Below are 21,461 nucleotides of genomic sequence, written 5' to 3' on the forward strand. Positions count from 1 at the left end.
ACCAGCAATCCGCCAATCCGCTTGAGTTTCTTTAGAACGAGAGACTTCGTCGCCAGCAGCGCCGCCGCCCTCGTCAGTGAGTGGGCTTATAGAACCAACCCCTTTTCCAAGTCAACAGCCATACCAAAAGTTTTTTGACATTTTTGTAACAGGTTGATTCGGTAGGGATTTTTCCGGCAACCCTTATCCACAGCCGACGTTTTCGCGGTCCAAATCCAGAAATTCTTTTACCGCCCGATCAAAAAACCGTCCAAAACCCGCTTCCAATCCCAAAAAGATGACAGGAAAACAGCGGCTTGAGCGAGTTTATGGTTAACGAATTATTAAATCGCTTCCGGACGCGGACTTCAAATTACCGTCACAAATCAACGGCCGGCATTTTCGGAACCTATCGCCGTGTGGAGTGTTGTCTTTCCCATCGAGGAGAGGAAAGGAGACTGACATGCCTGCCAACACCGACGATATCAGAGCATCCGTCAGCAAGGACATTGCTGCGCTCCAGCAGGAAGTATCCCGCCTGCAGAAGATGATCTCCGCTCAGGGCGCCGAAGCCTACTACGAAGTGCGCGGCCGCGCCGGCAAGGTCTATGATGAGGCCCTGCCCCGCGCCAAGAACGCCGTCGCCCAGATCAGGGCCGAAGGAGCCGCGGCAGCCGGTGCTGCCCGCGAGCATCCAGCCGCCACGACAACGGCGCTGGCGCTTGCAGGCGCAATTGGTTTTCTCGCCGGATATCTGCTTGCCGGCAGCCCGCAGCCGCAGCATCGCCATTGGTGGCGCTAATTCCGCTGCATCCGCTGAAAAATCATATTTTTACGCACCCTGCCGACCTGTTTTTCGGCAGGGTGCGTAAATGCTTACGTCTTAGAAAAACCAATTTTTAATGCAAGCAAGGGACCATAAAAAACGAAAGGGAGGACAACATGGAAAACAAGAGGGCCAATTGCATCATTGAAGTCAGCGTCGACGGCGCCAACGGCCGTTACGCGGTCGGCATCATGAATATGCGTCAGGCACTCGAGCTGCCGGAAATGCCAAGCCTATCTTATACGCATCCCGACCCCGTGAAAGCCGCTGCCGGCATCGTCGTCAGCCGCAAGGAGTTGGCCGGATTCATGGCCTGCCGCTGAGACAGCGCAACCTCTTCATGCCTTGACAGTGCTTTGTCAGAAGCGCTGAGGGTAACCTGCAGCCCCATCGCTCCATCGATATTGTTCGCCAAGCTGGAATCCTTGTGCCGTTCATGCCAAGAAACGGCATCGAAGCAGCACAGGGATAGCAGATGAGGGACCGGCGCCCACCGCAAAAGACGCGCGAGCGGCCAAAGCTCACGGCCGATGCTGCAGGCAAGCGGGTCACCCTTCCCCGCGCCCTTTCCAAGCTCGGTTATTGCTCCCGGACCCAGGCGGAACGATTGATTGCCGAAAGCCGCGTCTCCATCGACGGCCGCACGGTCAACGATCCCTCAGCCTGGGTCGACCTCGTGACGGCGAAGATCCGCGTCGACGGCCTCGTGATTGCCGCCGAAGCGAAAATCTATCTGATCCTCAACAAACCGCGCGGGCTCGTCACCACCCGTCACGATCCCGAAGGCAGGCCGACCGTCTACGATTGCCTCAGGGATTTCGACATCCCGCATCTCTCGCCGGTCGGCAGGCTCGACAAGGCCAGCGAAGGGCTGCTGCTTTTCACCAACGACACCGAATTCGCGCAGATCCTGCTCGACCCGGTCACGCATGTGACCAAGACCTATCATGTTCAGATCGACCGGCTCTTGGACGACGAGGAAATCGCCGCCATGACATCCGGCATCCGTCATGACGGCGAGCTGCTGACGGCAACCGCCGTGCGGCGCCTGCGCCAGGGCGACAGGAATTCATGGATCGAGGTCGAGCTCGACGAGGGCCGCAACCGCCAGATTCGCCGCATGCTGGAGGCGCTCGGCACTGAATGTCTGCGGCTCGTGCGCGTCGCGATCGGCGGGCTCGAACTCGGCGAACTCCCAAAAGGCGCCGCACGTGCGTTGACTGCGGCGGAATTGCAGGCGCTCCGCCGAAGCGCCGGGATGGAACGGGCGAGACGTTGACGGATATGACGGAGTTGGCGCCGCACGATTTCTGGCAGGAGATCCATCCCCGTGGCACCTTTGCCGGCGACGGCGAATTCACCTCCTTCTATGTCGCCGCGCTGGAAGACGGTCGCCAGCTTCGCCTGCCGATCCGCGTGCTGGGAGATGGTGAGCACGCCCTCGCCTCACTGATTGTCAACCAGGCAAGCTTCGCCGTGCTCGATGCGCTGGCCGAGAACCTCGCCGAAAAAATCAGGCCGATGCGCATCGATGTCGTCGCCGGCCTGCCGACGCTCGGCCTGACGCTTGCCGCCGCCGTCGCCCAGAAGCTCGGCCACGACCGCTATGTCCCGCTCGGCACCTCACGCAAATTCTGGTATCGCGACGAGCTCTCCGTCGCCCTGTCCTCGATCACGACACCGACGCAGCAGAAACGCCTTTATATCGATCCGCGCATGCTGCCGCTGCTTGCGGGACGGCGCGTGGCGCTGATCGACGACGTCATTTCCAGCGGCACTTCGATCGTCGCTGCTCTTGATCTGTTGACGGGCTGCGGTGTCGAACCCGCGGTGATCGGCGCGGCGATGCTGCAGTCGGAGCGCTGGCGCGAAAGCTTTGCGGCCGCCGGCCCGCAATGGATTGCGCGCACCGTCGGTGTCTTTGCAACCCCCATTCTGGAACGAAACGCAGCAGGCCGGTGGCAGACACCGGCCTGACGTAATGCATGAGATCGTCGCATCTTTGCCGGCCGGCACCTCTGTACAGCGCAGAAGGAACGAATACAGTCGCCGGATCGATAAACACGGACCCACGCATGACGTTCGAGCAAGCATCCCTGCTGATCCTTCTGTTGGCGATGCTCGTTCTCTTCTCGTTCGATCGCATTCGCATCGAGCTGGTCTCGATCGCCGGCCTCCTGGCCGGCTATGCGCTCGGCCTCTATCCCGCCGACCAGATCTTCTCCGGTTTCGCCAGTCCCGTCGTCATTACCGTCGTCGAGATTCTGCTGATCGTCCAGGTGCTAGCGCGCGCCAGGGTCTTCGACCGACTTGCCGCCCGTTTCGCAGCCGCAAGACCTTCGGATTTCACGGTCATATCAGGCGCTTCTTCGCTTGCCGGCTTCATTTCCATCTTCATGAACAATATCGGCGCCTTTGCAATCACCCTGCCGGTGGCGCTGCGGCTCGGCACGGCGCTGACCATCCCTCGCCGGCAACTCGTCATGCCTCTTTCTTTTGCGGCGCTGCTTGGCGGCCTTGTCTCACTGATCGGCACGCCGGCGAACCTCCTCGTCAGCGATGCGCTTGCCAAGGCGAGCGGAGCAGGTTTTCGCTTTTTCGATTTCGCCTATGTCGGCCTGCCGGTCGCAATCGCCGGCATTCTGCTCATCACCTTTCGCGTCCGGCGCCTGTTTCCGGAATCCGATGAAGCGCCGGCAACGATCTCTCCGGGCGCGCGCCGGATCGTCGTCGAGCGCCGCATCCCCGACGTTTCACCGCTGATCGGCGTCCGGCTCTCCGATTGTCCGACGCGCTTCGGCATCAAGCCGCACGCGCTGATCCGCGGCGACAAATTCGTCTTCGGTCCGCTCGAACAGTCGATAATCGCATCCGGCGACATGCTGCTTGCCGAAGGGGCAGATGCAGTCTTTGCCGGGCTTGCCGCCATGCAGGCGCTGATGGCCGATGCGCATCCGCATGGCCTGCAGCCGGACTTTACCCGAGTTGAAGCCGTCGTCATGCCGGAGAGCACGCTGGTCGGTTCGCGTATCCGCTCGCTGGAAGTGTTCCAAAGCCGCAGCGTCGCAATCACCGCTCTTTCCATGCGCGCACCGCGCATCGAAGGTCGTTTCCTCGACCTGCAGCTGTCGATCGGCGATATATTGACGCTGGAGGGGCCACGAACCGCGATCGCCGAAGCGCTTGAGGAAAGCGAGTGCCTGCCACTCGCCCAGACAGCCCCTGCCGAGCCCGCCCTTCTCTCGTGGCGGCCCTTCGCGCTCTTTGCCTGCGGCGTCGCTGCATCTGCGGCCGGCCTGCACCCCGACATCGCTTTTGCCGGCGTCGTTCTCGTGCTCGCCGTGCTCAATCACCTGAACATCCGCCAGGCGATGGGCGATCTCAACTGGCCGATCATCATCATGCTCGCAGCGATGATTCCAATCGGCCAGGCGGTGGCAGGCACCGGCGCAGCCGAAGCGATCGCCGGCTGGCTGAGCCTCGTCGTGCCGATTGGCCATCCGCTTTCCGGCATCGCCGTCATTCTCTTCCTCGCGATGGCGCTGACGCCCTTCGTCAACAATGCGACGGTCGCGATCGTGCTGGCGCCGATCGCACTGGAATTCGCAAGGACCGGCCGGCATGCGCCCGATGCCTATCTGATCGCGGTCGCGGTCGGCGCCTCTCTCGATTTCCTGACGCCCTTCGGCCATCACAACAATACGCTTGCGATGGGCATCGGCGGCTATCGTTTCAGCGACTTCCTGCGCGCCGGCTGGCCGCTCGCCGTCTTGAGTTATTGCCTGGCTCTGTTTCTCCTGGCTCTGTTCTGGCTGTGATGCGATACTTGGCGCCTGACTTGACTTCCCGCGCGATGAAACTAGAGCAGAAAACCTTCACCCAAACACAAGGACAGTCGAGCGCCGTGCGAATCCTCTCCGAAGCCCATTTCCCCGAACTGCCGAATTATTATCGCGGCAAGGTGCGCGAGAATTACGACCTTCCGGACGGGCACCGCATCATCATCAGCACCGACCGGCTGAGTGCCTTCGACCGCATTCTCACCTGCATTCCCTATAAGGGCCAGGTATTGACGCAGACGGCGCGCTATTGGTTCGAGGCGACGAAGGACATCTGCCCGAACCACGTCATCGACTATCCCGATCCGAATGTCGTCATCGGCAAGCGGCTCGACATCCTGCCGGTCGAGATCGTCGTGCGCGGTTATCTTGCCGGCACCACCGGCACCTCGATCCTGACGCTTTACAAGAAGGGCGAGCGCGAGATGTACGGCATGCGCCTGCCGGACGGCATGCGCGACAACCAGATCCTGCCCGAACCCGTCATCACGCCGACCAGCAAGGAATTCGACGGCGGTCATGACGAGCCTCTGACACCTGCCGAAATCGTCGGCCGCGGCCTTCTGACCAAGGAGCAGTGGGAGACGTTATCACGATATGCGCTTGCGCTCTTTGCCCGCGGCCAGGCAATGGCCGCCGAACGCGGCCTGATCCTCGTCGACACCAAATATGAATTCGGCACCGATGGCGACGGCAACATCATTCTCGCCGATGAGATCCACACACCCGACAGCAGCCGCTACTGGCTTGCCGCAAGCTATCCGGCAAGTTTTGCCGCCGGAAAGCGGCCGGAAAGTTTCGACAAGGATTTCGTCCGCGCCTGGGTGGCGGAGCGTTGCGATCCCTACAAGGACGAGATTCCCGAAATCCCCACCGAACTGATCGAGCAGACCTCGGCCGTCTACATCAGGGCTTATGAGGCGATCACCGGCGAACGCTTTATTCCAGACGACAGCGGCGAGACGCCGCTTGCGCGCGTCCGAAACAACCTCTCCCGCTATTTCCCTTGAAAAAGACGACACACAAAGCTGCCAGGCCGAGCACCGGCTTGGCAGCTTTCGTGCAATCAAGCTAGCATCGGCAAAAAGGGATACCGGGCTCGACCCGGCGGGGGACAGATGGCGAGAAGGCCGAGACGCAAGGCCGAAGAGACGCGACAGGACATCCTGTCCATGGCGGAGATGCTGTTTCGCGAGCGTGGCTACGTCGCCGTGTCGATCGCCGATATCGCCGGCGCGCTCAACATGTCGCCCGCCAATGTCTTCAAGCACTTCCGTTCCAAGGTCGCACTGGTCGACGCCATCGCCGGACGCCATCTCGACAATGCCGCCGAGCGTTTCCTCCCTCTCGACCAGGACATGCCCGCGAAAGAACAGCTGCTGCGCTTCGTCCTGCGGCTGCTGGAGGGCCATCTGCAGGACATCCAGAAGAGCCCCTACATCTTCGAAATGGTGCTCTCGACCATTGAGGCCAAACTCGAAGCCGGCAATCGCTATCGCGCCCGCATCGAGGAAAAACTCGGCGAGATCATCCGTAAAGGCATGGCGGAAGGACGCTACCGCTGCCGCGATCCCGAGCGTGCGGCCCATACCGTCGCCGATGTGCTGGCCTGCGTGCTGCATCCTATCCTTATCGTCCGCGACGACAAGGAGACACTGGTGCGCCGAGCCGGGGAAATCGTCGGCTTCGTCGATGCCGCACTGCAAAACAGCGCTTGCTAAGTGACGATTGCTGACTTACGTCACTTCGTAAAGCTTTTCTTAGACTCGGATATTGGCATTTCAAGCCAGATCAATCCTGACGCTTATATAAGCCTGTGCTCGGCCCGGCCGAGCCCGTGGATCGAACGGCGATTGCCACCGCATGAGGGAATTCAAGAATGATACGGCGTGCCCTGCTCATTTCCTCGGCCCTGGTGGCCGGCGCCTTGCTTGGCGCCTGCAGCGACAACGCCAGCAAACCGGCCGGCAATGCCGGCGCAGGCGCGGCGCAGCAGGCAGCGCCGGTCGGCGTGGTGGCGCTGAAGAAGGCTAGCTTCCCTGTTACCACGATCCTTCCCGGCCGCGCCGAATCCTTCCAGACGGCCGATATCCGGCCGCAGGTGAGCGGCATCATCCGCGAGATCGCCTTCAGGGAAGGCGGCGAGATCAAGAAGGGTGACCTTCTCTATCAGATCGAGGATGCGCCCTATATTGCCGCCGTCGAGCAGGCCAAGGCGGCAATCTCCAAGGCCGAGGCGAGCGTGCCGAGCGCTGAAAGCAATCTCGAACGCTACCAGCGCCTTGTCGGCAGCGGCGCTACGCAGATCGAATACGAGACCGCCAGGACGACGCTTCTCCAGGCGAAGGCCGAGGTCGAGTCGGCAAAGGCTGCTCTTTCCGCCGCGCAGATCGACCTTGATCATACGAAGATCGTGGCGCCCTTCGACGGCGTCATCGACCAGACCGCCTATAATGTCGGCAACGTCGTCTCGGCCAATCAATCGACGGCGCTGACGACGATCCGCCAGCTCGATCCGATCTATATCTCCCTGACGGAATCGAGCACGAACCTCTTGCGGCTGCGCGATGCCATGGAAGCCGGCGATATCAAGGGCGCGGAGAACGTCGCCTTCCATCTGATCCTCGAAGACGGCAAGGAATACAACCAGCAGGGCAAGCTCGACATGTCGAAGCAGGTTGTCAGCGAGACGACCGGCACCTTCATCATCCGCGTGCTCTTCCCCAATCCCGATCGTGTCGTCCTGCCCGGCATGTATGTCCGCGCAACCGTCGAGCTCGGCGCCGAGACCGGTTACGCGCTGCCGCAGCTGGCGACGAGCCGCGACGCCAACGGGCGGCTGACGGCGCAATTCGTTTCCGCCGACGGCAAGGTCGAAACCCGCGCCTTCGAGAGCAGCTCGCCCTCCAACAATTCCTGGCTGGTGACCGAAGGCATCAAGGACGGCGATCAGCTGATCGTCAGTGGCCTGCAGTCGATCACGTCAGGCATGCCGGTGAAGCCGGTGCCGATGAAGATCAGCGACAACGGCGTTGTCGTGCCTGCCGAGCAGCCCGCGGCCGGTGACGCGCAAAAGCCCGCAGCGAAATAATCGCTTCGAGCCCGCGTCGCCGTCTCAGCAGCACAGGAACAACTGATGGCCAAGTTTTTCATTCGACGTCCGATTTTCGCATGGGTCATTGCGATCACCATCATGCTTGCCGGTCTGCTGGCGATCTTCACCCTGTCGATTTCGCAATATCCCGACATCGCCCCGACGACGGTCCGCATCAACGCTACCTATCGGGGCGCCAGCGCCGAGACTGTTGAAAAATCGGTGACGACGATCATCGAGGACGGCATGACCGGCCTCGACGACCTCACCTATATGACCTCGACCTCGTCGACCGGATCGGCCAGCATCCAGCTCACCTTCGGAACCAGCATCGATCCCGATATCGCCCAGGTGCAGGTGCAGAACAAGCTGCAGCTTGTCCAATCGCAGCTTCCTGGTGATGTCATCGACGCCGGCATCAGCGTGACGCGTTCGACCTCGAGCATCCTTCTCGTCGGCTCGCTCGTCTCGACGGACGGTAAGCGCAGTTCGGTCGATCTCGGCAACCTCATGTCGACCTCGATTGAAGATCAGATCCAGCGTCTGGAGGGCGTCGGCAGCATCAACGTCTTCGGTTCGGGATACGCAATGCGCGTTTGGCTCGACCCCTATAAGCTGTTGAAATATCAGCTGACGCCGAGCGACGTCACAGCGGCGATCCAGGCGCAGAACACCCAGGTCTCGGTCGGTTCGCTCGGCGCCCAGCCGACGATCCCCGGCCAGCAGCTCAACGTCACCATTACCGCGCAAAGCCAGCTGACCACCGTTGCCGATTTCGAACACATCATTCTGAAGGTCGAAAAGGACGGCGCGACGGTGCGCCTGAGCGACGTCTCGCGCATCGAGATCGGTCAGGAAAGCTACGGCGGCAGTTCGCGCTACAACGGCCTGCCCTCGAGCGGTTTCGCGGTCAATCTGGCGATCGGCGCCAATGCCATCGATACCGCCGCCCGCGTGCGCTCCGCACTCGATGTCATCGGCCGCACTCTGCCGGAAGGGGTGAAGATCACCTATCCCTACGACACGACGCCCTTCGTAGAACTGTCGATCGAAAAGGTCGTGCATACGCTGATCGAGGCAATCGTGCTCGTCTTCGTGGTGCTGCTCGTCTTCCTGCAGAACCTGCGGGCGACGCTGATCCCGACGATCGCCGTACCCGTGGTGTTGCTCGGCACCTTCGGGGTGCTGGCCGCCACCGGTTATTCCATCAATACGCTGACGATGTTCGCCATGGTTCTGGCGATCGGCCTTCTCGTCGACGACGCAATCGTCGTCGTCGAAAACGTCGAGCGCATCATGTCCGAAGAAAAACTTTCACCGCTCGAGGCGACGGAAAAATCAATGGGCGAGATCACCGGCGCCATCGTCGGCATCGCGCTCGTGCTGACCGCAGTCTTCATTCCGATGGCCTTCTTCGGCGGTTCGACCGGTATCATCTATCGCCAATTTTCGATCACCATCGTCTCGGCAATGCTGCTGTCGGCGCTCGTCGCCATCGTGCTGACCCCGGCACTTTGTGCCACCATGCTGAAGCCGGTCAGCGAACACAGAAAGCACCGTGTCGGCGACTGGTTCAACCGCAATTTCACCCGCTCGACCAACGGCTATGTCAGGACCATCGGCTATCTCCTGAAGCGGCCGATCCGCGTCATGCTGGTCTTCCTGCTCGTCGGCGCCGGCTGTGCCTATCTCTTCACCCGCCTGCCGAGTTCATTCCTGCCGCAGGAAGACCAGGGCGTGCTGCTGACCATCGTCACCACACCGCCGGGCTCGACCACCCAGCAGACCCAGGCCGTCGTCGAGAAGGTCGAAAACTACTATCGCGAGAACGAGAAGGATGCCGTCGAATCGGTCTTCGGCGCGCTCGGTTTCGGCTTCAACGGCTCCGGCCAGAACAGCGCCATTGTCTTCACCAAGCTCAAGGATTTCTCGCAGCGCACCGATCCGAACCTCAGCGCGCAGTCGGTCGTCAGCCGAGCCCTGCGCAGCTTCTTTGCGATGCGCGAGGCGCAAGTCTTCGCGCTTCTGCCGCCGGCGATCCAGGGCCTCGGCGTGTCGAGCGGCTTTTCCATGTATCTCGTCGATACCGGCGGCCATGGCAACGATGCCTTGACGGCGGCCTCCAAGCGGCTGATCCAGATGGGCAACTCGTCAGGCAAGGTCGTGGCGCTGCGCAGCAGCAGCAAGGAAGTCGAGCCGCAGATGCGCATCGTGCTCGATCAGGAGAAGATCGGCGCCATGGGCGTCGACATCGCCTCGGTCAATTCGATGCTGTCGATCATCTTCACCGGCCGCGACGTCAACGACTTCACGCTGAACGGCGAGATCAAGCCGGTCTATGTCCAGGGCGACGCGCCCTTCCGCATGCAGCCGGACGATCTGAACCACTGGTATGCCCGCAACAGTGCCGGCGAGATGGTGCCCTTCTCCGCCTTTACCAAAACCGAATGGGTGAAGGGGGCGCCCTCGCTTGCCCGTTTCAACGCCGTCAGCGCCATCCCGCTCGACGGCGCCTCCGCTCCCGGCGTGTCCTCCGGCGATGCGATGAACGAAATGGAAGCGCTGACCGAACAGCTCGGCGGCGGCTATACGGTCGCCTGGCAGGGCATTTCCTATCAGGAGCGCCTTTCGGGCTCGCAAGCGCCGATGCTTTACGCGATTTCCGTTCTCGTCGTCTTCCTCTGCCTGGCAGCGCTCTACGAAAGCTGGTCCCCTTCTCGGTGATCATGGCCGTGCCTGTCGGCATTCTCGGCGCGCTGGCGGCGGCAACGCTCTTCGGTCAGGCGAACGACGTCTATTTCAAGGTCGGCTTGCTCACCACGATCGGGCTTGCGGCGAAGAATGCGATCCTGATCGTCGAATTCGCCAAGGATCGGCTGGAGAGCGGCATGGCACTCTACGAGGCGACGCTCGAGGCGGCGAGGCTGCGGCTGCGGCCGATCATCATGACCTCGCTTGCCTTTATCCTCGGCGTCGTGCCGCTGGCGATCGCGACAGGCGCGGGTTCGGCGGCGCAGAACGCCATTGGCATCGGCGTTCTCGGCGGCATGCTGGCCGCAACGATGCTCGGAATTTTCTTCGTGCCGTCCTTTTTCGTCGTCATCCGACGCATCTTTGCCACACGCGGCAAAAATGCGGCAGCGGTGTGATATAAATGCACTGTGATATTGCTGTTCCGATTGCTACATTGCGCCCGACTGCTTCGGTGTGTGTTTTTGGTAGAACGAGGCGCGGCGGCCGATAGTGAAGCATGAAGCTTCGGACAAGAATTGACTTGCTCGAGTACAGGAAGAACTGAATGGTATCTCTTCGTTTTGCCACACCGGCATTATTGTTGTTATTGTCGGGCTGTGTCGTAGGCCCGGATCATGCTCCTCCTGAAATGCCGCTGCCCGCCAAATTCGGAGAAGGCGGGACGAAGAGCGTCGGCGACGTTGCCACCGCAGCATGGTGGACCGCGTTCAAGGACCCCAGATTGAACGGCTATGTCCAGGCCGGCCTCGAGCAGAACCTGACCGTCCAGCAGGCGATCGAGCGCATTAACGCAGCTTCCGCAAATGTTACCATTGCTGGTGCAGGCGCCCTGCCTAGCCTGAACGTCGGCGCCTCGCACACGGTCAGCGGCCAGAAGGGCGAACTGCGCACGCAGTTCGACACGCGCAATACCAGCGCCGGCGATGTCCAGCTGAGCTGGCTGCTCGATCTCTTCGGCCTCTACAAGCGCAGCACCGAAAGCGCGGCCGCTTCGCTCGACTCCGCCTACGCATCCGCCGATGTCGCCAAGCTGACCCTCGTACAGGATCTCGTCTCGAGCTACATCGACGTTCGCTTCTATCAGCAGCGCCTGGCGCTTTCGAAGGCCAACCTGAAGTCTCGTCAGGAAACCTACGAACTGACCAAGTTCCAGCTCGAAGCTGGTGCCGCCTCGCGGCTCGACGTCGTTCAGGCCGAAGGTCTTGTCCAGTCGACGCTCGCCGAAATTCCAGGCCTCGAAACCAATATCCGCATATCGGCCCATCACATCGCCACGCTGCTCGGCCTGCCGGCCTCGGCGCTCGTCAACGAATTGCTGAGGGGCGGTGGTCAGCCGGTATTCCACGGCGGCATCAACTCCGGCATTCCGGCAGACCTGATCCGCAACCGTCCCGACATTCGTGTCGCCGAGCGTGACCTCGCCGCCGCAACGGCGAACATCGGTGTCGCCGAGGCGCAGCTTTATCCGAGCATTTCGCTCAGCGGGTCGATCTCGCCGTCCTACATCAACCAGCGCGGCGTTCATGGCGGCCTGACGCCGTGGTCGTTCGGTCCGACACTCAACCTGCCGATCTTCGATGGCGGCCGCCTGCGCGCCAACGTCAAGTCGGCGCAGTCCGACGCCGCCACCGCCTACCTCAACTGGAAATCGACGGTGCTGACGGCCGTCGAGCAGGTCGAGAATGCGCTCGCCGCCGTCCGGCGTGACGCCCAGACGGTCGCCGCCCTCCAGGCCCAGGTAAAGACCACGCAGGAAACGCTCGAACTTTCGACCGCATCCTATAAGGACGGCGCCTCCTCGCTGCTCGACGTTCTCGACGCGCAGCGCCAGGTTTCGCTCGCTCAGGCAAGCCTTGCCCAGTCCGTCCAGCAGATGGCCAAGGACTATGTCTCGTTGAACATCGCAGTCGGCGGCGGCTACGCGCCCGGTGGCAAGACTACCGCGCCCGTGAAGCCAGAACCGACGAAGGCCAAGAGCTGATCGGCTCGGTGCCTTTTCTGAAATGCGAAAACCCCGCGAGCTCATGAACTCGCGGGGTTTTTCATGCGCCACGAATTTGTCCCCGGAATAATTCCCCTGAAGTTGAATTTGGATTCGACAAGCAAAAAGAGCTGATATATGCCTGGTTAAACGATTAATCAGAGCGACGTCGAGTCATGGCTTCATCGCGCCCGGGACCAAACCTCAGCAGGATCGCGAGCTCGCTCGGCGTTTCCGTCGCCACCGTCTCGAATGCGCTTTCCGGCAAGGGCCGGGTCTCCGGCCAACTGATCGAAAAGATTCGCGAGCATGCGGCCGAACTCGGTTACGTCCCGAGCCAGGCCGGCCGGGCGCTCAGGACCGGCCGCAGCGGTGTTCTTGGCCTGGTGTTGCCCGATATTGCCAATCCGCTCTTCCCGAAGATTGCGCAAGCGATCGAATTCGCCGCGTCTGCCGCAGGTTACGGCGTGCTGATCGCCGATTCCCGCGGTGATGTCGCTGCCCAGACCGAGGCGATCAACCGGCTCGTCGAGCGCGGCGTCGAAGGCCTGATCATCATCCCCCGCCGCGCCACCCGCATTTCTGAGGCCGCCTGTCCGGTCGCCGTCATCGACACGGCCTCGACACCCGGCAATACCGTTGCCGCCGATCATTGGCAGGGCGGCCGCGAGATCGCCGGCCATCTCGCGGACCTCGGCCATCATAGGATTCTGATCATCGGCAACAACCAGGAATCCAATGTCCAGAACGACCGCGCCGGCGGCATCCGCTCCGCTCTCAAGCCGGGAATGCAAGCAGAAACGCTTTGGATCGACAGGCTGGAGCTGAACGGCGGCAGCGGCTGTTCGCTCGGCCTCGCCGAAAAAGCCGGGCAGGGTTTCACCGCCTTCGCAGCGCTCTCCGACCTGCAAGCGCTGCGCGCACTGACCGAGCTGCAGCAGGCAGGCATCCACATTCCCACCGATGTCAGCGTCACCGGCTTCGACGACCTCATCTGGTCCTCGGTCGTCACGCCGTCGTTGACGACGGTCCGGATGGACATGGACAAGATCGCCGGGATTGCCGTGTCCGCGCTGGTGGACAGCATAAGAACCAACGGCACGCGGGAAGGCATGCTGGTCACCGCCGAGACCAACCGCGTCGCCATGCAGCTGATCGTGCGTCAATCATCCGGGCCTGCGAACCCGGCACCAAAAACCTCAGAGATGGAGAACAAGTAGGATGAATAAAGCTCTCATTGCCGCGGTGGCGCTCTCCGCACTCTCGCCGTTTGGCGCATCCGCAGCAGAGCGGACGCTGACGATTTCGGTGTATGCGTTCGCCCAGGACGATTTCAAGCAGCTGGTCTACGAGCCGTTCGAAGCCAAATGCGGCTGCAAGCTGGTGGTCGAGACCGGCAACAGCGTCGAGCGCCTGGCCAAGATTGAGGCCAACAAGGCCAGTCCCGTCATCGATCTCGCCGCGGTTTCGATGGCCGATGCGCTGGCCGCCGCCCGCGCTGGCCTGATCGACAAGGTCGACACTGCAAAACTTTCCAATTTCGCCAAGCTTTACGACATAGCCAAGGATCCGAACGGCGACGGCATGAGCGTCGGTTATACCTTCTACGCCACCTCGATCGCCTACCGCTCCGACAAGATGAAGATCGATTCCTGGGCCGATCTCCTGAAGCCCGAATATGTCGCCCACGTCGCCTTTCCGAACGTGACCACCAATCAGGGCCCGCCGGCCCTCTATATGCTGGGCCAGGCGCTCGGCAAGGACACGCCCGACCTGAAGGGGCCGATCGAGGCACTGGGCGAGAAGAAGGACGACATCGTCACCTTCTACGAAAAATCCTCACAGCTCGTGCAACTGATGCAGCAGGAGGAGATCTGGGCAGCACCGATCGGCCGGTTCTCCTGGGCGGGCTTCACCAAGCTCGATGTGCCGGTCGCCTGGGCGACACCGAAGGAGGGCCAGACCGGCGGCATGAACGTGCTGGTGGTGACCAAGGGTTCGAAGAATCAGGATCTCGCTTTGCAGTTCATGGACTTCTGGCTCTCGACCGAGACCCAGACCAAGCTCGCCGAAAAACTGATCGACAGCCCTGCCAACCGCGAGGTCAAGCTTTCCGAAGCCGCCGCCAACAATCTCACCTATGGCGAAGATACGGCCAAGAGCCTCAAACTGATCCCCTCCGCCGTCGCCCTCGACAACCGCGCCGGCTGGCTGAAGACATGGAACGACAAGGTCGGCCAATAAGCCCCGCGTGAGAACCGGTCCCGGCGCCTCTGCCGGGACCATCCTATGTCCGCTCGAAAGGCGCCTCATGTTCCAGAACCGCGCAGAAGCCCTTGCGCTTGCCTTGCCGGCAGCCGTGTTTGCGACCCTGGTCTTTCTGTTGCCCGTCGCGATCCTGCTGTCGGAGGGCTTCCGCGCCGGTGGCGGGTGGACGCTCTCGGCCTATGCCGATTTCTTCTCGCAGACGCTGAACCGCACCGTTTTCCTGCGCAGCTTCCGGCTCGGTCTCGAAGTCACGGCGGTCTCGGCAATCATCGGTTATGCAGCCGCCTTCGCCATCGTCAATCTGCCGGCAAACGGCAAGGGCCGCATGATCGGCCTCGTCACCCTGCCGCTGATGATCTCGCCGGTAGCGCGCACCTATGCCTGGATCGTCATTCTCGGTCGCACCGGCATCGTCAACCAGGCGATAACGGGCCTCGGCCTCAGCGCCGAACCGCTGCGGCTGCTGTTCACCGAAACCGCCGTCTTCATCGGCCTCCTGCAGCTCTTCTTGCCGCTGATGATCCTGTCGCTGATCAGCGCGCTTGAAAACATGCCGAGGGATGCGATTCCCGCCGCCCGCGTGCTTGGCGCCAACTGGTTCCAGGTCTTTTGGAAGGTCGTCCTGCCGCTGACGCGTGAAGGGCTCGTCATCGGCGGCACGCTCGTCTTCACCGGCTCATTGACCGCCTATATCACCCCTGCCGTGCTCGGTGGTTCCAAGGTGCTGATGCTCGAAACGCTGATGTACCAGCAGGTCTCCGTTGCCAATGATTTCGTCTCGGCAAGCGTCATCGCCTTCATCCTGATCGTCATGAGCTTTGCCGCCAACATCCTGCTGAAACGCCTTGCGACAGCGAGGAACCGCCGATGACCCTGCGGCTATTTTCGCCCATCGTGCTTTTTCTTCTGCTGGTCTTCCTGATCGGCCCGTTCCTGATCATCATTGCCGCTTCGCTGTCATCCGGCGATACGCTGGCCTTCCCGCCGCAGGGCCTGTCGCTGCGCTGGGTGGCGAAAGTCTTCACCATCGAAAGTTTCCGCGACAGCTTCGCCATGTCGATGTTCCTCGCCGTCTTCGGAACGTTGGCGGCCCTCGTCCTCGGCATCCCCGCCGCCTACGCCCTGTCGCGCTACCGGCTGCCGGCGGCCGAGACCGTTCGCACCATCGTCTCGCTGCCGATTATCGTTCCCGGCATCATCGTCGGCCTGGCGCTGCTGCGTTATCTCGTCGTGCCCTTCGGCTTCGACATCACGCTGGCGCTGTTTTTCGCCCATACGGCCCTGATCTTGCCTTATGCGGTGCGCGTCGTTTCGGCGAGCCTCGACAATCTGCGGTCGGACATCGAAGAGGCCGCCGTCCTGCTCGGCTCCTCCAGGCTCGGCGCTTTCTTTCGCGTCGTCATGCCGAATATCCGTGGCGGCATCCTGGCCGCCTTCATTCTCGGCTTCGTCACCAGCTTCAATCAGGTGCCTGTGTCGCTCTTCCTCTCCGGCCCCGGTGTGCGCACGCTGCCGATCGACATGCTGGGTTACATGGAGACCACCTACGACCCCTCGATCGCGGCGCTCTCCGCCCTTCTCGCCTTCCTCTCGATCGGCATTGTCTTCCTCGCCGAGCGTTTCCTGGGATTCTCGCGTTATGTCTGATGCCTATCTTCAACTCGACAAGCTGACGCTCGCCTATGGCGATACGGTCGCGGTGAAGGAACTCGACCTTTCGATCGGCAAAGGTGAACTCGTCGCCCTTCTCGGCCCCTCGGGCTGCGGCAAGACGACGACGATGCGCGCCATTGCCGGTCTGCTGACGCCAGCCTCCGGCCGCATCCGCCTCGACGGCGCCGATATCACCCGGGTCTCCGCCAACAAGCGCGCTGTCGGCCTCGTCTTCCAATCCTACGCGCTCTTTCCGCATCTGACGGTCTACGAGAACGTTGCCTTTGGCCTGCGGCTCAAGGGTATCTCGGGCGCCGATCTCGATGCCCGCGTCGGCGCCGGCCTGAAATCCGTCGGCCTCGCCGCCTTCGCGAGCCGCAAACCCGCCGAACTCTCCGGCGGCCAGCAGCAGCGCGTGGCGCTCGCCCGCTCGATGGTGATGGAGCCGAAAGTCCTGCTGCTCGACGAGCCGCTCTCCAATCTCGACGCCCGGCTTCGCCTGGAGATGCGCGCCGAATTGCAGCGCGTGCAGAAGGAGACCGGCGTCACCATGATCTTCGTCACCCACGACCAGACCGAGGCGCTGGCGCTCGCCGACCGCATCGTCGTCATGCTGAACGGCGCCATCGAACAGATCGGCACGCCGGAAGAAATCTACAACAAACCCATCTCCGCCTTCGTCGCCGATTTCGTCGGCTTCGAGAATGTCTTTGCGCTGAAGGAGGGAAAGCTTGCGACGCCGAATGGCCCGGTCACGCTGCCCGCTCCACCGCCGCAAACAGCGGCGGGCCTCGCTTGGCGCCCGCGTGCCGTAACCCTCGGCTCCGGTCCGTTCCTGGGCACCGTGCGCGGCACGTCTTTTGCCGGCAATAGTCGCGAATATCTCCTCGATACGCCGCTTGGCGCCATCAAGGCCGAGATCGATGCAAGCCTGCCGCCATACGGGATCGGCAGCACGCTGACCTTCGATCTGCCGGTTGCCGGCGCCGCCAATCTCAAACGCTTCGGGTGAAATCATGGGCGTGTGGATCGATACCGACATGGGCTTCGACGATATAGCCGCCATCCTGGTGGTGGCGCAGTCGGAATATGAGATCGACGGCGTTTCGCTCGTCTTCGGCAATGCGCCGCTGCCGCAGGTGAGAAAAAATGCCGCCGGCGCCGCCAGCGCCTTCGGCTGGACATTCCCGATCCATACCGGCCGGGCCATGCCGGTTCTCGGCAAGATCGAAACCGCTCAGGCGATCCTCGGCGAGACCGGCATTCCGACCATCGGCAAGAGCCTGCCGAAGGCGGCCACCCTTGTTGAAAGCGATGCCTTCATCGCGCTCTGCCGCTGGCTCGAACGCGACGGGCCACACCGGGTCCTGGCGCTCGGGCCTCTCACCAATATCGCCGCTGTGGCGCTCGCCCGTCCCGATCTTGCCGCCCGCATCGACGATCTCGTCTGGATGGGAGGCGGCATCACATCGGGCAATCACACGGCGTCTGCCGAATTCAACGCGCTCGCCGATCCCGAATCGCTTGCGATCGTCATCGCCCATGGCCTGCCGCTGCGCATGGTCGATCTCGATCTTTGCCGTAAGGTGCTGGCGCGGCCTGAAGATACCGAGCCGGTGCGCAATGCCGGTGGCGCCAATGCCGAACTGATCGCCGACATGTTCGCCGGTTACATCAGCATCGCCACCAGCCGCGGCCGCCCTGCAATGGCGATCTACGACCCCTGCGCCGCCGTCGCCTTCGTCGCTCCCGATATCGTCAACTTCCGGCCGGCACGCATCGACGTCGAGCTGCAGGGCAGCCTGACGCGTGGCCGCACCGTCGTCGAGACCCGCGCCACCCATGCGAGTTTCAATGCGCAATTCGCCGACGACGTCGATGCCGACAGGACGCGTGCCATCATTCTCGCCGCCCTGGTCAACGAGGCCCGCAAATGAACGTCACCTCTCGCCAGGAACCCGCCGATCTCAACGATCCTGCCTTGCGCGCCCGCGCCGTTGCGGCTGCGCGCGGCTATGCCCCCTTCGACGTGCTGATTACCGGCGGCCGGCTGCTCGATGCGGTGACGGGCCTGATCCGGGACGCCGATATCGGTCTCGTCGGCGCGCTGATCGCCAGCGTCCATGCTCCGGCAAGCCGGACGGATGCGGCCGCGATCATCGATGCGGCGGGGAGCATCCTGACGCCCGGCCTGATCGACACGCACATGCATATCGAAAGCTCGATGGTGACGCCCGCCGAATATGCCAGCGCCGTGCTGCCGCGCGGTGTCACCACCATCGTCTGGGATCCGCATGAATTCGGCAATGTGCACGGCCTCGACGGCGTGCGCTGGGCAATCGAGGCGACTCATGCTTTGCCGCTGCGCGTAATCCTGCTCGCCCCTTCCTGCGTGCCATCGGCACCGGGCCTGGAACTTGCCGGCGCCGATTTCGATGCCGCCGTCATCGCCGAGATGCTGCGCTCCTCCGCCGTCGGCGGCGTCGCCGAAGTCATGAACATGCGCGGCGTCATCGGCGGTGATCCCCGCATGACCGCCATCGTCAATGCCGGCCTTGCCTCCGGCAAACTCGTCTGCGGCCATGCCCGCAGCCTCCAAGGGCCTGATCTCAACGCCTTCATGGCGGCGGGCGTCACCTCAGACCATGAGCTCACCTCCGGCGCCGACCTCGCCGCCAAGCTTGCCGCCGGCCTGACGATCGAACTGCGCGGCTCGCACGACCATTTGCTGCAGGAATTCGTCGAGGTACTGAATGGTCTCGGCCACCTGCCGCCGACCGTCACGCTCTGCACCGACGACGTCTTTCCCGATGAACTTTGCGAAGGCGGCGGTCTCGACGATGTCATCCGCCGCCTGGTGCGTTACGGCTTGAAAGCGGAATGGGCAGTCAGGGCCGCGACCTTCAACGCCGCTGAGCGTCTGAAGCGCTCCGACCTCGGGCTCATCGCCGCCGGACGCCGCGCCGATATCGTATTCTTCGAGAATCTCATCGAATTCCGGGCGCGGCTGGTCATTTCAGGCGGCCGCATCGTCGCCCGCGATGGCAGCATGCAGGTGGACGTCCAGCGGCTCGATACGGCGCCGCTTGAAAATTCGGTGAAGCTCCCGCCACTCGGCGAAAATGACTTCCTCATTCCATCGGAAGGCGCGCGCGTTCGTGTCGCCACCATCGACCAACCGCGCTTCACGCAATGGGGCGAGGCGGAGACGGAGATCAAAGACGGTTTCGTAGTGCCGCCGGCCGGCAGCGCCATGATCGCCGTCGCCCATCGCCACGGCAAGGCTAAGGGCGCCCCGCGCATCGGCTTTCTCACCGGCTGGGGCGAATGGCGCGGCGCCTTCTGCACCACCGTCTCGCATGACAGCCACAACCTCACCGTCTTCGGCGGCAATGCCCGCGACATGGCGCTCGCCGCCAACGCCGTCATCTCAGCCGGCGGCGGCATGGCGGTCGCCAGGGACGGAAAGATCGAGGCGATGCTGCCGCTGCCACTCTCCGGCCTGGTGACCGACGCATCGCTGACGGACGCTGCCTCGGCCTTCGCCGACATCCGCAAAGCCATGGAAAAAATCGTCGACTGGAAGCCGCCCTACCGGGTGTTCAAGGCCTGCTTCGGCGCAACGCTTGCCTGCAATGCCGGCCCGCATCAGACGGACCGGGGGATTGCCGATGTGGTGACGGGGAGAGTGATGGAAAGCCCGGTGCTGGAGATTTTGTAAGCTTGTTGAAATAGCGAGGTTCGTGCCGGGCGGCCCCCTCATCCGGCTGCCGCCACCTTCTCCCCGCTGGGGAGAAGAGACTTGCCGCGAGGTCTCGAATCCCCTTCTCCCCAGCGGGGAGAAGGTGCCCGTAGGGCGGATGAGGGGGCTGCAAACGCAATTCTAACCCTTCAACTCCCGCTCCACCAACGCCACCCAATAGGCCGCCCCATAACCAAGCGCCTCATCATTGAAATCATAAGCCGTATTGTGATGCAGCGCCCCGTCCACCGCAGGCCCGTTGCCGAGCCAGACATAACAGCCCGGTGCCTTCTGCGCGAAAAAGGCGAAGTCGTCGCCTGCCGTCGATGGCGGAAAACTCGTCCGCGCCTTCTCCCCGAAGACCGTGCCGGCAGCAGTAAGCGCGCGGGCAGTCGCATCCCCATCATTGACGACGGGCGGAATGCGTCGCTCGAAATGATAGTCGGCTGATATGCCGTACATGGCAGCCGTTCCATTCGCCAGCCGGCCAATCTCGACCTCCAGCTGATCGCGCACGTCAGGCGAATAGGCCCGCGCTGTCCCGCCGATCTCCACGATATCGGGAATGACATTCAGCGCCTTGGGGTCCCCCGCCTGCAGGAAGCAGGCGCTGACGACAGCCGGCTGCAACGGATCGACGACGCGTCCGACAATCGCCTGCAGCGATGACAGGAAAGTGCCGGCGGCCGTGACAGGATCGCGGCCGAGATGCGGCTTGGCGCCGTGCGTACCGATCCCCCGAAAGGTGACGCGCCAGCTGTCGGAAGAGGCGAGCTGCGGGCCCGCGACCACGGCGATCTCATCGACCGCAAGCCCCGGCATATTGTGCAGGCCATAGACGGCGTCGCAGGGGAAAAGCGTAAACAGCCCCTCCTCCAACATGCGCTTCGCGCCGCCGCGTCCCTCCTCGGCCGGCTGGAAGATGAAATGCACCGTGCCGGAAAAACCCCGCGTCGCCGCAAGGTGCCGTGCGGCGCCAAGCAGCATCGCCATATGGCCATCATGGCCGCAGGCATGCATCTTGCCGGGCGCGGTCGATTTATAAGGCCGCTCCGCCGTCTCAGGCATGGCGAGCGCATCCATATCGGCTCTCAGCCCGATCCTGCGCGTGCCATCGCCGACCTTGAGCGTGCCGACCACGCCGGTGCCGCCAAGTCCACGATGCACCGCGACGCCGGCCTCCTCGAGAAGCCTTGCGACGATGCCGGCGGTTCGTTCCTCTTCGAAACCGAGTTCGGGATGGGCGTGAAGATCACGGCGCAAAGCGGTGAGGAACGGCAGATCGTCCGTGATCCCGGCGGGGATGCTCATGAGCCCGAATATTC

General features: G+C 62.6%; 17 protein-coding genes and 1 pseudogene. 17 read left to right on the forward strand and 1 reads right to left on the reverse strand.

The annotated features are described in order from the left end of the window. Positions 1-442: 442 nt before the first annotated feature. The 17 genes and pseudogenes from EFD56_RS11880 to EFD56_RS11960 all read left to right on the forward strand — a co-directional run bounded on the left by EFD56_RS11880 (position 443) and on the right by EFD56_RS11960 (position 20,115). Positions 443-781 carry a hypothetical protein gene (locus tag EFD56_RS11880; protein ID WP_004679166.1) on the forward strand — a complete coding sequence of 113 codons (339 nt, stop codon included), beginning with the start codon at positions 443-445 and terminating at the stop codon, positions 779-781. 140 nt (positions 782-921) lie between these two features. After that, positions 922-1,128, forward strand: coding sequence for a hypothetical protein (locus EFD56_RS11885; protein WP_004679163.1), 207 nt, complete (start codon positions 922-924; stop codon positions 1,126-1,128). Between the two features lie 152 nt (positions 1,129-1,280). Further along, positions 1,281-2,084 carry a pseudouridine synthase gene (locus EFD56_RS11890; RefSeq protein WP_037141112.1) on the forward strand — a complete coding sequence of 268 codons (804 nt, stop codon included), beginning with the start codon at positions 1,281-1,283 and terminating at the stop codon, positions 2,082-2,084. Positions 2,085-2,098: 14 nt separating this feature from the next. Then, complete coding sequence (locus EFD56_RS11895; protein WP_012485048.1) at positions 2,099-2,782, forward strand: phosphoribosyltransferase; 684 nt, start codon at positions 2,099-2,101, stop codon at positions 2,780-2,782. Between the two features lie 98 nt (positions 2,783-2,880). Beyond that, positions 2,881-4,623 carry an SLC13 family permease gene (locus EFD56_RS11900; RefSeq protein WP_126905337.1) on the forward strand — a complete coding sequence of 581 codons (1,743 nt, stop codon included), beginning with the start codon at positions 2,881-2,883 and terminating at the stop codon, positions 4,621-4,623. Positions 4,624-4,709: 86 nt separating this feature from the next. Next, complete coding sequence (locus tag EFD56_RS11905; protein ID WP_064828339.1) at positions 4,710-5,654, forward strand: phosphoribosylaminoimidazolesuccinocarboxamide synthase; 945 nt, start codon at positions 4,710-4,712, stop codon at positions 5,652-5,654. Positions 5,655-5,762: 108 nt separating this feature from the next. After that, on the forward strand, positions 5,763-6,365 hold the full coding sequence (locus EFD56_RS11910) for a TetR family transcriptional regulator (protein WP_037117928.1): 603 nt from the start codon (positions 5,763-5,765) through the stop codon (positions 6,363-6,365). A 158-nt stretch (positions 6,366-6,523) separates the two neighbouring features. Further along, positions 6,524-7,735 (forward strand): efflux RND transporter periplasmic adaptor subunit, encoded by a 1,212-nt coding sequence (locus EFD56_RS11915; protein WP_004679150.1) that lies wholly within the window; start codon positions 6,524-6,526, stop codon positions 7,733-7,735. Between the two features lie 45 nt (positions 7,736-7,780). After that, positions 7,781-10,887 (forward strand): annotated as a pseudogene (locus EFD56_RS11920) (efflux RND transporter permease subunit). A gap of 149 nt (positions 10,888-11,036) precedes the next feature. Continuing rightward, on the forward strand, positions 11,037-12,473 hold the full coding sequence (locus EFD56_RS11925; RefSeq protein ID WP_064818899.1) for an efflux transporter outer membrane subunit: 1,437 nt from the start codon (positions 11,037-11,039) through the stop codon (positions 12,471-12,473). 176 nt (positions 12,474-12,649) lie between these two features. After that, positions 12,650-13,693, forward strand: coding sequence for a LacI family DNA-binding transcriptional regulator (locus EFD56_RS11930; protein ID WP_126905338.1), 1,044 nt, complete (start codon positions 12,650-12,652; stop codon positions 13,691-13,693). A 1-nt stretch (position 13,694) separates the two neighbouring features. Next, complete coding sequence (locus EFD56_RS11935) at positions 13,695-14,717, forward strand: ABC transporter substrate-binding protein (protein ID WP_037141128.1); 1,023 nt, start codon at positions 13,695-13,697, stop codon at positions 14,715-14,717. 67 nt (positions 14,718-14,784) lie between these two features. Beyond that, on the forward strand, positions 14,785-15,612 hold the full coding sequence (locus tag EFD56_RS11940; RefSeq protein WP_004679141.1) for an ABC transporter permease: 828 nt from the start codon (positions 14,785-14,787) through the stop codon (positions 15,610-15,612). Further along, positions 15,609-16,388 (forward strand): ABC transporter permease, encoded by a 780-nt coding sequence (locus tag EFD56_RS11945; RefSeq protein WP_085743158.1) that lies wholly within the window; start codon positions 15,609-15,611, stop codon positions 16,386-16,388. The genes EFD56_RS11940 and EFD56_RS11945 overlap by 4 nt, the downstream gene beginning before the upstream one ends. After that, positions 16,381-17,406 (forward strand): ABC transporter ATP-binding protein, encoded by a 1,026-nt coding sequence (locus tag EFD56_RS11950; RefSeq protein WP_085743159.1) that lies wholly within the window; start codon positions 16,381-16,383, stop codon positions 17,404-17,406. Before EFD56_RS11945 ends, EFD56_RS11950 begins: the two co-directional genes overlap by 8 nt. A gap of 4 nt (positions 17,407-17,410) precedes the next feature. Further along, positions 17,411-18,331: a nucleoside hydrolase gene (locus EFD56_RS11955; RefSeq protein ID WP_085743160.1), complete on the forward strand. Its 921-nt coding sequence runs from the start codon at positions 17,411-17,413 to the stop codon at positions 18,329-18,331. Next, entirely contained in the window at positions 18,328-20,115 is a 1,788-nt protein-coding gene (locus tag EFD56_RS11960; protein ID WP_126905339.1) for an adenine deaminase, read from the forward strand. Before EFD56_RS11955 ends, EFD56_RS11960 begins: the two co-directional genes overlap by 4 nt. 162 nt (positions 20,116-20,277) lie before the next feature. Here the strand turns inward: EFD56_RS11960 and EFD56_RS11965 are convergent, their stop codons facing one another. Then, entirely contained in the window at positions 20,278-21,447 is a 1,170-nt protein-coding gene (locus EFD56_RS11965) for a M20 aminoacylase family protein (protein ID WP_126905340.1), read from the reverse strand. Positions 21,448-21,461: the final 14 nt, after the last annotated feature.

The sequence above is a fragment of the Rhizobium phaseoli genome (assembly GCF_003985125.1).
Lineage (GTDB): Bacteria > Pseudomonadota > Alphaproteobacteria > Rhizobiales > Rhizobiaceae > Rhizobium > Rhizobium phaseoli.

Excerpts from the sequence above, each read along its gene's own strand:
- EFD56_RS11940 (WP_004679141.1), top strand. The coding sequence starts at position 14,785 with ATGTTCCAGAACCGCGCAGAAGCCCTTGCGCTTGCCTTGCCGGCAGCC.
- EFD56_RS11900 (WP_126905337.1), top strand. The coding sequence starts at position 2,881 with ATGACGTTCGAGCAAGCATCCCTGCTGATCCTTCTGTTGGCGATGCTC.
- EFD56_RS11935 (WP_037141128.1), top strand. The coding sequence starts at position 13,695 with ATGAATAAAGCTCTCATTGCCGCGGTGGCGCTCTCCGCACTCTCGCCG.
- EFD56_RS11960 (WP_126905339.1), top strand. The coding sequence starts at position 18,328 with ATGAACGTCACCTCTCGCCAGGAACCCGCCGATCTCAACGATCCTGCC.
- EFD56_RS11930 (WP_126905338.1), top strand. The coding sequence starts at position 12,650 with ATGGCTTCATCGCGCCCGGGACCAAACCTCAGCAGGATCGCGAGCTCG.
- EFD56_RS11880 (WP_004679166.1), top strand. The coding sequence starts at position 443 with ATGCCTGCCAACACCGACGATATCAGAGCATCCGTCAGCAAGGACATT.
- EFD56_RS11890 (WP_037141112.1), top strand. The coding sequence starts at position 1,281 with ATGAGGGACCGGCGCCCACCGCAAAAGACGCGCGAGCGGCCAAAGCTC.
- EFD56_RS11945 (WP_085743158.1), top strand. The coding sequence starts at position 15,609 with ATGACCCTGCGGCTATTTTCGCCCATCGTGCTTTTTCTTCTGCTGGTC.
- EFD56_RS11950 (WP_085743159.1), top strand. The coding sequence starts at position 16,381 with ATGTCTGATGCCTATCTTCAACTCGACAAGCTGACGCTCGCCTATGGC.
- EFD56_RS11915 (WP_004679150.1), top strand. The coding sequence starts at position 6,524 with ATGATACGGCGTGCCCTGCTCATTTCCTCGGCCCTGGTGGCCGGCGCC.
- EFD56_RS11925 (WP_064818899.1), top strand. The coding sequence starts at position 11,037 with ATGGTATCTCTTCGTTTTGCCACACCGGCATTATTGTTGTTATTGTCG.
- EFD56_RS11885 (WP_004679163.1), top strand. The coding sequence starts at position 922 with ATGGAAAACAAGAGGGCCAATTGCATCATTGAAGTCAGCGTCGACGGC.
- EFD56_RS11955 (WP_085743160.1), top strand. The coding sequence starts at position 17,411 with ATGGGCGTGTGGATCGATACCGACATGGGCTTCGACGATATAGCCGCC.
- EFD56_RS11910 (WP_037117928.1), top strand. The coding sequence starts at position 5,763 with ATGGCGAGAAGGCCGAGACGCAAGGCCGAAGAGACGCGACAGGACATC.
- EFD56_RS11965 (WP_126905340.1), bottom strand. The coding sequence starts at position 21,447 with ATGAGCATCCCCGCCGGGATCACGGACGATCTGCCGTTCCTCACCGCT.